The following is a 13,291-nucleotide window of genomic DNA, read 5'->3' as shown; positions in this document are numbered from 1 at the left end:
CGGAATGCGGCCGGGTTCGGCGATGTCCGCGGCCCGCGCCAGGATGGAGCCGTGACTCGTCGAGGCCTGATCCTGTTCGCGGTGCTGTCGGTGGCGTGGGGAGTGCCGTACGTGTTCATCAAGATCGCGGTCGGCGAGCTCGCTCCGGAGGTCGTCGTGCTCGGCCGAACGGCTCTGGGCGCCCTGCTTCTGCTGCCGGTCGCGGTGTGGCGGCGCGAACTGCGCCTCGAGCGGCGGCACTGGTTGCCGTTGCTGGCCTACACGGTCGCCGAGATCGTGTTCCCGTGGTTCTTCCTCACCAGTTCCGAGGAGCGCCTGCCGTCCTCGATGACCGGGCTGCTGCTCGCGGCGGTGCCGCTGGTGAGTGTGCTCGTCGCCCTGGTGCTGCGCCGCAAGGAGCGGTTCACCGCCTCGAACTGGGCCGGTTTCGGCATCGGCCTCGTCGGCGTCGCGGCTCTCGTGGGCCTCGATGTCCAGGGCTCCGACCTGGGTGCGGTCGCCGAGGTCTCCGTCGCGGTCGTCGGCTACGCGATCGCGCCGGTCATCGCCGCCCGCTGGCTCGGCGACGCGCCCAGCATCGGCCTCACCACCTGGTCGCTCATCATCACCGCGATCCTCTACGTCCCGTTCGTCGCGATCCGCGGCACCTGGCCGACCACCTGGCCCAGCGCGCCGGCGCTGTGGTCGATCGTCGTCCTCGCCGTCGTCTGCACCGCCATCGCCTTCGTCGTCCTGTTCGCGCTCATCCGCGAAATCGGGCCGGTGCGCGCGACCACCGTCACCTACCTCAACCCGGCGATCGCGATCGCGGCCGGTGCGATCGTCCTCGGCGAGCAGATCACCCTGTGGACGGTCGCCGGCTTCCTCCTCGTCCTCGCCGGCTCCTATCTCGTCACGCACACCTCCCTCGCCGCGCCCGACGCGCCCCCGCCAACCGCTCGCTGATGGGGCGGGTGATCCTCGTCCGGACATGACGAGCCCGACTCCCCGGGGTTCGATCATGCGCAGAGCGCATGCCTTCATCGGTGCGCGCCCGCTGGTCCGCCGCATCGTCGGCCGCGTCGGGGACGGGACCTTCGGCTCTGTCACCGGTGCTTATCACGGCGGAGACTCGCTAGTTATGGGGTCCGGGACATCCGAAATATTCGGACACACCCGCTCTTCCGCGCATCGCCACTGACATCGGCGTCGGTGCGATACCAGTCCCGAAGGGGGCACTTGAAATGAACAAGTCCGTAGCTCGTACTCGTCGGCTCGCCACGCTGCTCGTCGGTCCGACCGCGATCCTGGTTGCCGGGCTGCTCGTCTGGCAAGGCTCCAGCGCCGCCTTCACGGCGACCACCCGAAACACCGGCAACAACTGGGAGACCGGCTCGGTGCTCCTCTCCGATGACGACCTCGGTGCTGCGGCCTTCCGCGTGACGGGAGTCACTCCAGGGCAGACCGGCTCGAAGTGCCTGGTCGTCACCTCCGATTCGACCGTTCCCGGCGAGGTGCGGATGTACATCGACACCGTGGGAGCCCAGGGCCTCGAGAACAACATCACGATGTCGATCCAGATCGGAGCCGGGGGCAGCTTCTCGGATTGCACCGGATTCGCGCCGTCCAGCACCCTCCCGGCGACGTCGCTCGCCGCGCTCGGCGCGAGCACCAACAACTACACGACCGGCGTTCTGCCCTGGGCTACCGCGGGAACCCCGCGCGAGACCAAGACCTACAAGGCGACCTGGACCTTCGACGTCACCGCTCTGACCTAGGCCCAGATCGACGCCCTTCAGGGGAAGTCGGCAAGTGCCGATGTCGTTTGGGAGTTGCAGTCCACCCCGTAGCGGTCGTGGCGGCGTGAGGGTGCAGCTCGATGACAGGGGAGCCGGCCCAGGAGCCTCAGACGCGTCGCGCAGTCGTCGTGGACTGGGGGCTCTTGGTCGTGCGCGTTCTCGCGCGCGGCTACCTGGTCTTCCTCGTCGCGCTTGCCGCCTGCGCCACACTCCCGATGGCCTTCGGCCTCACGGGAACGGTCGTGCAGAGCGGCTCGATGATGCCGCACATCGCCATCGGCGACGTCGTGCTCTCCCAGCCTTTGTCGGCGGACGCGCCGACTCCGCTCGGTCGGGTGGTGACCTTCCGGGCTCCCGCAGGCTCGGCGGAGCCGGGCATCCGGCTGCATCGCATCGTCGGAATCAATCCTGACGGCAGCCTGATCACCGCGGGCGACGCCAACCGGGACGTCGACAGCGCGCCGCTGGCCCGAGCCGACATCATCGCGGTGAGCTGCCTGCTGATTCCGTGGATCGGCCTTCCGGCCTACTGGCTGCAGCACGGCCTTCTCGTCCCCTTCGCCGCATGGATCGCGGTGACGCTGCTCGCGCTGGTCATCGAGTTCCTCGCGTCGCGGGGCGAGACCCGAGGACGAGGCGACCGTCGATCCGGGCACTCTCGGCCGCCGTACCCTGGCATCCGCACTTTGGCCGGACGCATCGGCCCGGAGAGCGCCCTGTCGGTGATGTTTCTCTTTCTCTGCGCCGCAATGGTCGCCATCGCCCCGATCGTCCCGGCCGCGAGCGCGGCGTTCACCGGGAGCACGACGAATGCAGCGAACAACTGGGTCGCCTCCACGGCGCTGAGTCCGGCCAAACTCGCCTTCACGACCAATCCGTCCAACTCGACGGGCGGCATCGCCTTCGGCATCCAGCCGGTGGTCGCGATCCAGACCTCGAGCGGTTCCTCGACCATCAGCACCGCTCCGGTGACGCTGTCCATCAGCACCCCTGCGGGCGCCACCCTCAGCTGCAGTGCCAACCCGGTCGCCGCTGCCTCCGGAACCGGCGGGTTCTCGGGTTGCACGATCGACAAGGCCGGCACCTACACCCTGACGGCAACCTCGCCGGGTTTGTCCTCGGCCATCAGCGGCACCGTCGTCGTCTCCGTTGGCGCGGCGAGCAAGCTGGTCTTCACGACGAGTCCCAGCAACGCGGCCCGCAACGTGGCCTTCACCACCCAGCCGGTGGTCGCCGTGCAGGATGCCGGCGGCAACACGGTCACGAGCAGCACCGCTCCGGTCGCCTTGACCATCGCCAAGGGGAAGCTCGTCTGCACGAGCAACCCCAAGAACGCTGTCGCGGGAGTCGCTGCCTTCGATGGCTGCCGGATCAATCAGGCCGGAAGCTACGTGCTCACCGCCAGCTCGGCGAGCCTGCAGAGCGGGGTCAGCTCCACGTTCTTCATCTTCACGACCCCGCGCAAGCTGGCCTTCACCACCTCGCCTTCGTCGGCGCTCAGCGGCGCCGCGTTCGACATCCAGCCGACCGTCGCCATTCAGGATGCGAGCGGCAACACGACCTCAGGCACGACCTCGATCACCCTGTCGATCACCACCCCGGCCGGGGCGACGCTGAGTTGCGCCGCGAACCCGAAGGCGGCAGTGAACGGCACCGCGACCTTCAGCGGGTGCGCTATCGGGAAGGCGGGGACCTACACGTTGACCGCGACGGCCTTCGGCCTGAGTTCGGCGACGAGCGCCAGCTTCACCATCAGCGCCGGCCCCGCGACCCGGCTGAGCTTCACTTCATCGCCCTCGAACTCGGTCAGGTCGATCACCTTCGCGACCCAGCCGGTCGTCGCCGTGCTCGACGCGTTCGGGAACACCACGACCAGCACCGCATCGGTCACTCTGGCGATCACGAATCCCGCTGGGGCGACCCTCAACTGCATGAGCAACCCGAAGGCGGCGGTGTCGGGCGTCGCCGCCTTCTCGGGGTGCAGCATCGATCGGGCCGGAATCTACACCCTGAGGGCGACCTCGTCCCCGCTCACGCCGGGAGTGAGCGCGAGCTTCGTCGTGATCTAGTACAAGCCAGGCTCGTAGGCGACCATGAGCGCAACGGCCGCGATGAGCCGCCACGACCATGGTGGCCAAGGTGCAGGTTTGGTGTATCGGCGAACATCAGCGCGGTGGCGGTCGTCAGCACCGTGATGCCGATCAGCTTTTTCCGGCGACACCGATTCCCATCTGGCCGGTCTGATGGTGCAACCGGAACGGGTAGAGACCGGAGTCGGACTCGACCAGCGGCCTCAACGTCGCCGGCCGATCGCTTCATGGACCGGAATTCGCCATCTTTTCCTCTGGGACTTTGGTCCTTGGCGACCGTCTTCACCGGAGCGTAGATTCGGGACAACGAGATGAAGGAGTCATCATGACCGCTGGAGAGAGCATCAAAAAAGGTGCTGAAGGCGCCAAGAAGGTCACCGACAACGTCGTGGACGCCGTCGAGGGCAAGGTCAACGAGGCCACCGACGCGGTGGAGAACGCGCTGAAGACGGCGGCGGACAAGATCCACCACGCCGCGAGCCACGACACGACACACAAGTAGACCAGCCCGACGCCCGCGCAGGGCAGGCCGTTCGCGGTAACGAGCGCAGCTGCTGCCGAGATGGAGTGATCGACCGTGCCGAACGAGGAAGCCGAGGGGTCCGCGACGGCGCAGAGCGCTGAACTCGACGCGCTGTTCGCGGATGTCAGCTTTCTCCGTCAGGCGATTCTCGACGCCGAAGTACGGAATGCCGCGCAGATCGAGGCCGTCCGACCGAATCACCGCTACAGCGCCGCCAACCTCATCCACTACGTGGAGTTGCGCCGGCACGACATGCGCGAGTTGCAGGCCCGCCTCTCCGATCAGGGCCTCTCCTCGCTCGGCAGGACCGAGTCGCATGTGCTCGTCAGCATCGACGCGCTGCTTCGCAGACTGGCCCGTCTCACCGGGCGGGTCGAGAGCGACCTGCCGCTACCGTCCGTCCCGGACGGTGCGGAGTTGCTCTCCCGCAATGCGGTCGCCCTGCTCGGCCCGCAGCCGGCGGGCCGGGTCACGCGAATCATGGTGACGCTTCCGACCGAGGCCGCCTCCGACCCGCCGCTCGTGCGCGACATGCTGGAAAGCGGCATGGACATCGCGCGGATCAATTGCGCTCACGACGATCCGGCGACATGGGAGGCGATGCTCGCCAACATCCGCGCCGGGACGGCCTCCTCCCACCGGCCGTGCCTGGTGTCCATGGACCTGGGCGGCCCCAAGCTGCGCACCGGTCCCATCCAGCCCGGCCCGTCCGTACTCAAGGTCCGGCCGTCTCGTGACGCGCTCGGGGCGGTGATCGAGCCCGCCCGGGTCTGGCTGGGAACCCCGCCCCCGGACGCCGGACAGCCCTCCGTCCCGGCCGTCCCGCTGCAGGAGCCCGCCTGGGTGGGCAGCCGCCGCGTCGGCGAGCGGATCCAGACCGTGGATGCCCGCGGAGCGCGCCGGACCATGACCGTCGAGAGGGTCACCGCCGCGGGCTGCCTGGTCTCGCTCCGGCAGACCGCCTACCTTGTGCCCGGGATGATCCTGTCCGACGGGAAGAAGTCCGGCACGAAGAGCCGGAACGCCCGCATCGGCCCGCTCCCGCAGGCCGAACGGACGATCCTGGTGCGGCGCGGCGACCGGATCGTCCTCTCCGACGACCTCAGCCCCGTCGAACCCACGACCGATGCCCTGCATCGGATCGGATGCACCCTGCCCGACGTCTTCGCGGACGCCAGGCCGGGCGAGAGGGTGCTGCTCGACGATGGCAAGATCAGCGGCGTCATCACCGCTGTCTCGCCGGGCGCGCTGACGGTGGAGGTGCGTGCCGCAGGGGTCGCGGGAACCAAGCTCGGTGCCGAGAAGGGGATCAACCTCCCCGACACCCGGCTCTCGCTCTCCGCCCTGACCGAGCAGGACATCGAGGATCTCGAGTTCGTGAAAGGGCACGCCGACATCGTGGAGATGTCCTTCGTCCGCAGTGAGAACGACGTGCGCGACCTGCTGAACCGCCTCGACCAGGTGCCGGAGGGCGGTCTGGGCGTCGTGCTCAAGATCGAGACCGTCGCCGGGTTCGACGCGCTGCCGCAGATCCTCCTCGAGGCGATGCGCTGGGACCGTATCGGCGTCATGATCGCCCGCGGCGACCTTGCGGTGGAGGTCGGCTTCGAGCGGCTCTCCGAGGTCCAGGAGGAGATCCTCTGGCTCTGCGAGGCGGCCCACGCGCCCGTGATCTGGGCCACTGAGGTCCTGGACTCGATGGCCAGGACCGGCATCCCCTCCCGGGCGGAGGTCACCGATGCGGCGATGGCTGAGCGCGCCGAGTGCGTCATGCTCAACAAGGGACCGTACATCGACGAGGCCATCCGGATGCTGGCCGGAATCCTCGGCAGGATGCAGGACCACATGCAGAAGAAGCGCAGCCTCTTGCGCCGACTCCGCGCCTGGGATCGCGAGCCGGTCGAGGAGGAGGGCGTCAACGGCCCGCCCCCCGCTGTCATCGCCCAAGCGACGACGTCCGACGTCTGAGGGAAGGCCTGCCGCATTCGCGCCCCCGTGGCGTAGCGTCGACGGCGTGACGACGAGCGCAGAGGTCCTGGTGGATGCGATCGGCCGGGTGCGGTCGATCGCCGGCACAGTGGCGCGAAGCCTTACGCCCGAGCTTCTCGAGGGCAGGCTCGACCCCGAGGCGAACACCATCGCCTGGCTGCTCTGGCATGTCGGGCGCGTGCAGGACGCCCAGGTCGCGGACGCCGCGGGGACCGACGAGGTCTGGATCGCGGACGGTTGGGTCGACCGCTTCGGGCTGCCATTCGACTCCTCCGCGACCGGATATAGGCAAAGCGCGGACGAAGTCGGCGCGGTGAAAGGCATTGCCGCCGAGCTGCTCCTCGGATACATCGAAGCCGTCTGCGACCGCACGGTCGCCTATCTGGGCACACTGAGCGAGTCCGACCTCGACCGCGTGGTCGACCGGAACTGGAGTCCGCCGGTGACCCTCGCCGCCCGACTGGTCAGCATCGTCAGCGACGACCTCCAGCATCTCGGCCAGGCCGCGTTCATCCGCGGGGTCCTGGAACGGACCTAGGAATAACCGAGGCGGTCATCTAGCTTGAGATGACGGAAACGGAAAGAGGTGCGTCGTGAAGGCAGTAGTCGACGGCACGGTGGTCGCAGAGGCACCGAGCGAGGAGCTGATTCGCATCGAGGGCAACTGGTACTTCCCGCCCGAAGCGGTGAAGACCGAATACTTCGAGAAGAGCCCGACCCCGTACACGTGCCCGTGGAAGGGCGAATGCCAGTACTTCACGCTGAATGTCGGCGGCAAGGCCTACCGTGACACGGCATGGAGCTACCCGGAACCGCTGCCCACCGCGTTCGACCGCGTCGGCAAGGATTTTTCCAACTACGTCGCGTTCTGGAAGTTCGCGCAAGTCCTCGACTGAGGCCGGTCGGCGCGTGATCGAGTTCCGCCAGGTCTCCAAACGCTTTCCCGACGGGACGCTCGCCGTGAGCGGCCTCGACCTCGTCATCCCCGCCCGGCAGACGACCGTCTTCGTCGGGTCGTCCGGCAGCGGCAAGACCACGATTCTGCGCATGATCAACCGCATGGTCGACCCGAGCAGCGGGTCGATCCTCATCGACGGCAACGACATCGGCGGCCTCGAACCGGTCGCGCTACGGCGCTCCATCGGCTACGTCATGCAGAACTCCGGCCTGCTGCCGCACCGCACGGTGCTCGACAACATCGCCACCGTCCCGCTGCTGCGCGGCGCGAAGCGGGGAACCGCCCGCGAGCACGCCCGCGAGCTCATGGCCGTCGTCGGCCTCGATCCGAATCTCGCCCAGCGCTACCCGGCCCAGCTCTCCGGCGGGCAGCAGCAGCGCGTCGGCGTCGCCCGCGGGCTCGCTGCCGACCCCAACATCCTCCTCATGGACGAGCCCTTCGGTGCCGTCGACCCGATCGTGCGCGCCGAGCTCCAGGTCGAGCTGCAGCGCATCCAGCGCGAACTCGGCAAGACGATCGTCTTCGTCACGCACGACATCGACGAGGCGTTTCTGCTCGGCGACCAGGTCGCGCTCTTCCGCCACGGCGGCATCCTCGCCCAGCTCGGCGCGCCGCGCGAACTGCTCGACAACCCGGCCGACGAGTTCGTCAGCGGATTCATCGACGCCGGGCGCCCGCGGAGCATCCTGCGATGACCTGGATCGTCGCGAACTGGGACCAGATCGCGCGCTACGGCCTGCAGCACGTCTGGCTGAGCGTTCCGCCCATCGTCGCCGGCACCGCGCTGTCGATACCGCTCGGCCAGCTGGCGAACCGCTACCGCCTCTCGCGGGGCGTGCTCTTGTCGATCGGCGGCATCCTCTACGCCATCCCGTCGCTGCCGCTCTTCGTCCTGCTGCCGTCCCTGCTCGGCACCAGGATCCTCGACCCCCTCAACGTCGAGGTGGCGCTGACGATCTACGCCCTCGCGCTCATGCTGCGCGCCACCGCCGACGCGCTCGCCTCGGTCGACGGGCAGGTCACGCTGTCGGCGACGGCGGTCGGCTACGGCGGATGGCGCCGCTTCTGGGGCGTCGAGCTGCCACTCGCCGGCCCCGTGATCCTCGCGGGGGTGCGCGTCGTCTCGGCGAGCACCGTCAGCCTCGTCACCGTCGGCTCGCTCATCGGCGTCAACTCGCTGGGCTTCTTCTTCCTTGACGGCTACCAGCGCTACTTCCCGACGGAGATCTGGGTGGGCATCGTCGGCACGGTGGTCATCGCGGTCGTCTTCGATCTGCTGCTCGTGCTCGCCGGTCGCCTCCTCATGCCGTGGGCGCGCCCGAGTCGTCGGGCCGGCCGAGCGACGGCGACCCTGCTCGGCGTCGAGGCGGAGCCGTCGTGAACCCCTATTCGCAGGCCTTCGCCTGGCTGTCCGACGCCGGCAACTGGGCGGGTCCGGGCGGCATCGGATGGCGCATCCTCGAGCACCTCGACTACACCGGGCTCACCCTTGCGCTCGCCGTCGCGATCGCGCTTCCCGCCGGTCTCGCCGTCGGCCACACCGGCCGCGGTCGCGAGATCGTCGTGCCGTTCACCGGGGCGCTGCGGGCGCTGCCGACGCTCGGCCTCGTCACCGTCCTGGCGCTCCTGGTGAGCAGCGACCTCCTCGCCCCGCTCATCGCGCTCGTCATCCTCGCGCTGCCGCCCATCATCGCCGGCGCGTACGCGGGGGTGCAGGCGGTCGACCGCGACACGGTCGACGCCGCCAAGGCGATCGGATTCACCGGCTGGCAGGTCCTCTGGCGCGTCGAGTTCCCGCTCGCGCTCCCGCTCGTCCTCGGCGGCATCCGCTCGGCGTGCCTGCAGGTCATCGCCACTTGGACGGTCGCGGCGTTCCTGCCGCTCGGCGGGCTCGGCCGCTTCCTCATCGACGGCCTGGCGATCCGCGACTACGCCCAGATGCTCGGCGGCTCGCTCGTCGTCATCGCCCTCGCCCTCGCCGCTGACGGCGTGTTCGTCATCGCCCAGCGCCTCGCCACTCCGCGCGGCGTGCGCGCCGCCCGGATCCCCGATGCCCCCACCACCACGCACCAGCCGTCCCGAAAGGAAATCCCATGGCCAGAACCATCCGCCTGACCGCCGCCGCGGGGGTGCTCGCCCTCGCCGCCGCCCTCGCAGGATGCGCATCCAGCAACCCGCTCGGCGACAACAACCCGGCAAGCTCACCGCCCTCGACCGGTGCGCCGGTGACGAGCATCACCGTCGGATCGGCCGCCTTCCCGGAGAGCGAGATCCTCGCCTACGTCTACGCCGACGCGCTGCAGGCGAGCGGCGTCGCCGCCACGGTCACCCCGAACATCGGCGCCCGCGACGCCTACATCGCCGCACTGAAGGACGGCTCGATCGACCTCGTGCCCGAGTACACCGGCAACCTGCTGCAGTACTTCGACGCGAAGGCGACGGCCCAGTCGAGCGATGACGTGTACACGGCGCTGAAGACGGCGGTTCCGCAGGGCTACGAGGTACTCGACCAGGCTGCGGCGCAGGACGCCGACTCGTACAACGTCACGAAGGCCTTCAGCGAAAAGTGGGGCGTCACGAGCCTCGCGGACCTCAAGAAGGTCACCGACCCGATCACCGTCGCCGCGAACCCGGAGTTCCAGACCCGGCCGTACGGCATCCCCGGCCTCAAGAGCGTCTACGGAGTGAGCGCCACCCTGCTGCCGATCAACGACGGCGGCGGCCCGAACACGCTCAAGGCGCTGCTCGACGGCAAGGCCCAGCTCGCCGACATCTACTCGACCACTCCGTCGATCACCCAGAACAACCTCGTGACGCTGGCGGATCCGGACCACATGGTCCTCGCGCAGAACGTCGTTCCGCTCATCAACTCCGGCAAGGCCGACGCCGCCGTCACCCAGGCGCTCGACAAGGTGCAGGCCAACCTCACCACCGCGGACCTCATCGAGATGAACACCAAGAGCTCGGTCGGCAAGGAATCCGCGCAGAACATCGCCACGGAGTGGCTGAAGCAGAAGAATCTGTTCGGCTGAGCTGTGGACCTCTACGACCTCATCGTGATCGGCGCCGGTCCCGTCGGCGAGAACGTCGCCGACTACGCCGCGAAGCGCGGCCTGTCGGTCGCGATCGTCGAGGAGGAACTCGTCGGCGGCGAATGCTCCTACTGGGCGTGCATGCCGTCGAAGGCGCTGCTTCGCAGCGGTCACGCGCTCGCGGCCGCGCAGCGGGTCGGAGGCGCCGCACAGGTCGTGGGGTCTCGGGTCGATGCCGCGGCTGTGCTCGAGCGGCGCACCTCCTTCGCCGCGAACTGGGATGACGCCTCCCAGGTCGACTGGCTCGGCTCGGCGGGCATCGACCTCATCCGCGGTCACGGCCGGCTCGTCGGCGTGCGCGCCGTGGAGGTCGGCGGCACCCGCTACCGGGCTCGCGCCGCGGTCGCCGTGGCGACGGGCTCGGTGCCCGTGCTGCCGGACATCCCCGGACTCGCCGATGCCCAGCCCTGGTCGACGCGCGAGGCCACCAGCGCGAAGTCCATACCCGCCAGCCTTGCGGTCATCGGCGGGGGAGTGGCGGCCGTCGAGCTCGCCACCGCCTATGCGCGGCTCGGGGCATCCGTCACGCTCCTCGCGCGGTCAGGTCTGCTCTCCGGCCAGGAGCCGTTCGCGGGGGAAGCCGTCGCCGGGGCGCTGCGCGCTCTCGGCGTCGACGTCCGCCTCGGAGTCCAGCCGGTGCGGGTCGACCGATCGGGCCCGGACGGTCCGGTGGCCCTCGAACTGCCCGACGGTCCAGCCGTGGTCGCGAGCGAGGTCCTGGTGGCGACCGGGAGGACCGCCCGGACGGCCGACCTGGGGCTCGATGCGGTCGGACTGACGGCGAATGCGCCGCTCGACGTCGACGACACGATGCTCGTGCGCGGCACCGACTGGCTTTACGGGGTCGGCGACGTCAACCATCGCGCCCTGCTCACCCACCAGGGCAAATACCAGGCGCGCGCTGCCGGCGAGGCGATCGCCGCCAGGTACCTCGGCACCGCGGTCCGCGATGCGCCCTGGGGCGCGCATGTCGCCACCGCCGACCATGCCGCCGTGCCGCAGGTGATCTTCACCGATCCCGAGGTCGCCCGAGTCGGGCTCACGGAAGCGGAGGCGCGGTCGGCCGGATTCGAGGTGCGCGCAGTCGAGTACGACCTGGGATGGGTTGCCGGCGCGTCTCTGCAGGCCGACGGCTACCAGGGCCGAGCCAAGATGGTGGTCGACGAGAGGCGCAAGGTCGTGGTCGGCGTGACCTTCGTCGGTCAGGATGTCGCTGAGCTCGTCCACGCCGCGACGATCGCGGTCGTCGGGGAGGTGACGCTCGAACGGCTGTGGCATGCCGTGCCCGCCTATCCCACCATGAGCGAGATCTGGCTGCGGCTGCTCGAGGCGTACGGCCGGCCCGCCGTGTGACCGTGACGACGCTATTGCGGTGAGGCCGGGGCGTCGAATCGGGATGCCAGCCGTTCTTCGCCGTCGACCTGGGTGAGCACGACGTCTCCGGCGTGCAGGCGGGTGCTGTTGCGGACCGGGATGTTGCGCCCGGCGCGGCTGATGAGACTGATCCAGTCGTCGTCACCGGTGGAGATCTCGGCGACCGTGCTTCCGTCCGCCGGCGAGCCGGCGGCCACCACGTGACGGCGCAGGCCTTCCGGTTCGTCGGCGAACTTCACGTCGAGGGACCACGGCCGCGCCTCCACGATGCGCATCGGCACCCGGAGCAGTTTCGCGAAGAGCGGCACGAGCCCGCCTTGGAGCAGAACCGAGGCGAGCACGACGATGAAGACGATGGCGTACAGCTCGGCGGCGCCCGGCGCGCCCGATTCGAGGATGAACATGCCGAGCAGGATCGGGACGGCACCCTTGAGCCCGGCCCAGAGGATGAAGGCGCGTTCGCCGCGTTTGAGCCGGATCGGAAGGGTGAGCAGGCCGACGAACACCGGGCGGATGACGAAGATCAGCAGCCCGGCGATCGCCAGCCCGGTGAGGAGCAGTTCCGGCCGGAGCACGTCGCGCAGCCGGACGCTGAGACCGAGCAGGACGAACACGGTGATCTCGGCCAGACTCGCCAGCCCCGAGCTGAATCGCTCGGATTCGCGTTTGTAGGGTGCGCGCACGTCGCCGACCAGGATGCCGGCGATGAACGCCGCAAGGAAGCCCGATCCCTGCAGCGCCGTGCCGACCGCGTAGAGCAGCACCGCGGCGGCCACGGTGAAGACGGAGGCCAGAGCCTCGTCCGGCAGGCGCACCCGGCGCATGACCCAGGCGAGGACGAGGCCGCCGGCGATGCCCACTGCCGCCCCGATCGCCAACTGGAGCACGAAGGTCGCCACGCCGGTCCCCACCGAGTCGAGTCCGGCTCCGCCGACGCTGAGCAGGCTGAGCATCAACGCGATCCCGACCGGATCGTTGGCACCCGACTCGCCCTCGAGGATCGTGCCCGAGCGGCCGGAGATCTCGCGGCCGGCGAGCACGGAGAACACGACAGCGGGATCGGTAGGGGAGAGAGCCGCACCGAGGAGGAGCGAACTCTGCCATTCGAACCCGAACAGGAAGTGCGCGGCGACGGCGATCGCGCCGGCCGTGACCGCGGTGCCGGCGATGCCTATCCAGGCGATCGGTCCCAGGGCCGCCCGGAATCGGCTCCAGCCGATGTGCATCCCGCCGTCGAAGAGGATGACCACGAGGGCGATGCTCACGACCCGTTCGTCGACGATGCGGTTGTCGGCGGTGAACGGGGGAAGGAACAGCGCGGCGATGGCGGCGAGAATCAGGAAGAGCGCCGGGGTCGGGATCCGCAGCAGGCGGGTGAGCCGGTTCGAGAACACGGCGGCGACCACCACCGCAGCGCCGATCAGGACGGTCAGCGCGAACGTTTCGTTCTCCATCGGCGTACCCTTCTGTGGCGTCAGCGAGTCATC

12 protein-coding genes and 1 pseudogene are annotated in these 13,291 nt (G+C 69.3%); 12 read left to right on the top strand and 1 reads right to left on the bottom strand.

Annotation, left to right across the window (positions count from 1 at the left end):
• Nucleotides 1–51: 51 nt before the first annotated feature.
• The 12 genes and pseudogenes from M7D61_RS08370 to M7D61_RS08315 all read left to right on the top strand — a co-directional run bounded on the left by M7D61_RS08370 (nucleotide 52) and on the right by M7D61_RS08315 (nucleotide 11,783).
• Entirely contained in the window at nucleotides 52–945 is an 894-nt protein-coding gene (locus M7D61_RS08370; RefSeq protein WP_298229456.1) for a DMT family transporter, read from the top strand.
• 278 nt (nucleotides 946–1,223) lie between these two features.
• Entirely contained in the window at nucleotides 1,224–1,757 is a 534-nt protein-coding gene (locus M7D61_RS08365; protein ID WP_298229455.1) for a hypothetical protein, read from the top strand.
• Between the two features lie 101 nt (nucleotides 1,758–1,858).
• Nucleotides 1,859–3,847 carry a S26 family signal peptidase gene (locus M7D61_RS08360; protein WP_298229453.1) on the top strand — a complete coding sequence of 663 codons (1,989 nt, stop codon included), beginning with the start codon at nucleotides 1,859–1,861 and terminating at the stop codon, nucleotides 3,845–3,847.
• Between the two features lie 346 nt (nucleotides 3,848–4,193).
• Nucleotides 4,194–4,370 (top strand): hypothetical protein, encoded by a 177-nt coding sequence (locus M7D61_RS08355; protein ID WP_298229451.1) that lies wholly within the window; start codon nucleotides 4,194–4,196, stop codon nucleotides 4,368–4,370.
• A 75-nt stretch (nucleotides 4,371–4,445) separates the two neighbouring features.
• Nucleotides 4,446–6,359, top strand: coding sequence for a pyruvate kinase (locus M7D61_RS08350; protein WP_298229448.1), 1,914 nt, complete (start codon nucleotides 4,446–4,448; stop codon nucleotides 6,357–6,359).
• 46 nt (nucleotides 6,360–6,405) lie between these two features.
• Entirely contained in the window at nucleotides 6,406–6,918 is a 513-nt protein-coding gene (locus M7D61_RS08345) for a DUF664 domain-containing protein (RefSeq protein ID WP_298229446.1), read from the top strand.
• A gap of 55 nt (nucleotides 6,919–6,973) precedes the next feature.
• Nucleotides 6,974–7,276: a DUF427 domain-containing protein gene (locus M7D61_RS08340; RefSeq protein ID WP_298229444.1), complete on the top strand. Its 303-nt coding sequence runs from the start codon at nucleotides 6,974–6,976 to the stop codon at nucleotides 7,274–7,276.
• 13 nt (nucleotides 7,277–7,289) lie between these two features.
• Nucleotides 7,290–8,018 (top strand): annotated as a pseudogene (locus M7D61_RS08335) (ATP-binding cassette domain-containing protein); the annotation flags it as partial.
• Nucleotides 8,019–8,029: 11 nt separating this feature from the next.
• A complete protein-coding gene (locus M7D61_RS08330) occupies nucleotides 8,030–8,719 on the top strand; it encodes an ABC transporter permease (RefSeq protein ID WP_298229442.1) in 690 nt (229 codons plus the stop codon).
• Nucleotides 8,716–9,453 carry an ABC transporter permease gene (locus M7D61_RS08325; RefSeq protein WP_298229440.1) on the top strand — a complete coding sequence of 246 codons (738 nt, stop codon included), beginning with the start codon at nucleotides 8,716–8,718 and terminating at the stop codon, nucleotides 9,451–9,453. The genes M7D61_RS08330 and M7D61_RS08325 overlap by 4 nt, the downstream gene beginning before the upstream one ends.
• Nucleotides 9,432–10,370, top strand: coding sequence for an ABC transporter substrate-binding protein (locus M7D61_RS08320; protein WP_298229438.1), 939 nt, complete (start codon nucleotides 9,432–9,434; stop codon nucleotides 10,368–10,370). Before M7D61_RS08325 ends, M7D61_RS08320 begins: the two co-directional genes overlap by 22 nt.
• A 3-nt stretch (nucleotides 10,371–10,373) precedes the next feature.
• On the top strand, nucleotides 10,374–11,783 hold the full coding sequence (locus M7D61_RS08315) for an NAD(P)/FAD-dependent oxidoreductase (protein ID WP_298229436.1): 1,410 nt from the start codon (nucleotides 10,374–10,376) through the stop codon (nucleotides 11,781–11,783).
• 11 nt (nucleotides 11,784–11,794) lie between these two features.
• Here the strand turns inward: M7D61_RS08315 and M7D61_RS08310 are convergent, their stop codons facing one another.
• Nucleotides 11,795–13,258 (bottom strand): cation:proton antiporter, encoded by a 1,464-nt coding sequence (locus tag M7D61_RS08310; protein ID WP_298229434.1) that lies wholly within the window; start codon nucleotides 13,256–13,258, stop codon nucleotides 11,795–11,797.
• Between the last annotated feature and the right edge of the window lie 33 nt (nucleotides 13,259–13,291).

It is taken from the genome of Gryllotalpicola sp. (assembly GCF_027352875.1).
In the GTDB taxonomy this organism is placed as follows: Bacteria; Actinomycetota; Actinomycetes; order Actinomycetales; family Microbacteriaceae; genus Gryllotalpicola.
This window is presented reverse-complemented; position numbering and strand designations above follow the sequence as displayed.

Coding starts and splice junctions, on each gene's coding strand:
- M7D61_RS08365 (WP_298229455.1), top strand. CDS start 1,224: ATGAACAAGTCCGTAGCTCGTACTCGTCGGCTCGCCACGCTGCTCGTC.
- M7D61_RS08360 (WP_298229453.1), top strand. CDS start 1,859: ATGACAGGGGAGCCGGCCCAGGAGCCTCAGACGCGTCGCGCAGTCGTC.
- M7D61_RS08355 (WP_298229451.1), top strand. CDS start 4,194: ATGACCGCTGGAGAGAGCATCAAAAAAGGTGCTGAAGGCGCCAAGAAG.
- M7D61_RS08330 (WP_298229442.1), top strand. CDS start 8,030: ATGACCTGGATCGTCGCGAACTGGGACCAGATCGCGCGCTACGGCCTG.
- M7D61_RS08320 (WP_298229438.1), top strand. CDS start 9,432: ATGGCCAGAACCATCCGCCTGACCGCCGCCGCGGGGGTGCTCGCCCTC.
- M7D61_RS08310 (WP_298229434.1), bottom strand. CDS start 13,258: ATGGAGAACGAAACGTTCGCGCTGACCGTCCTGATCGGCGCTGCGGTG.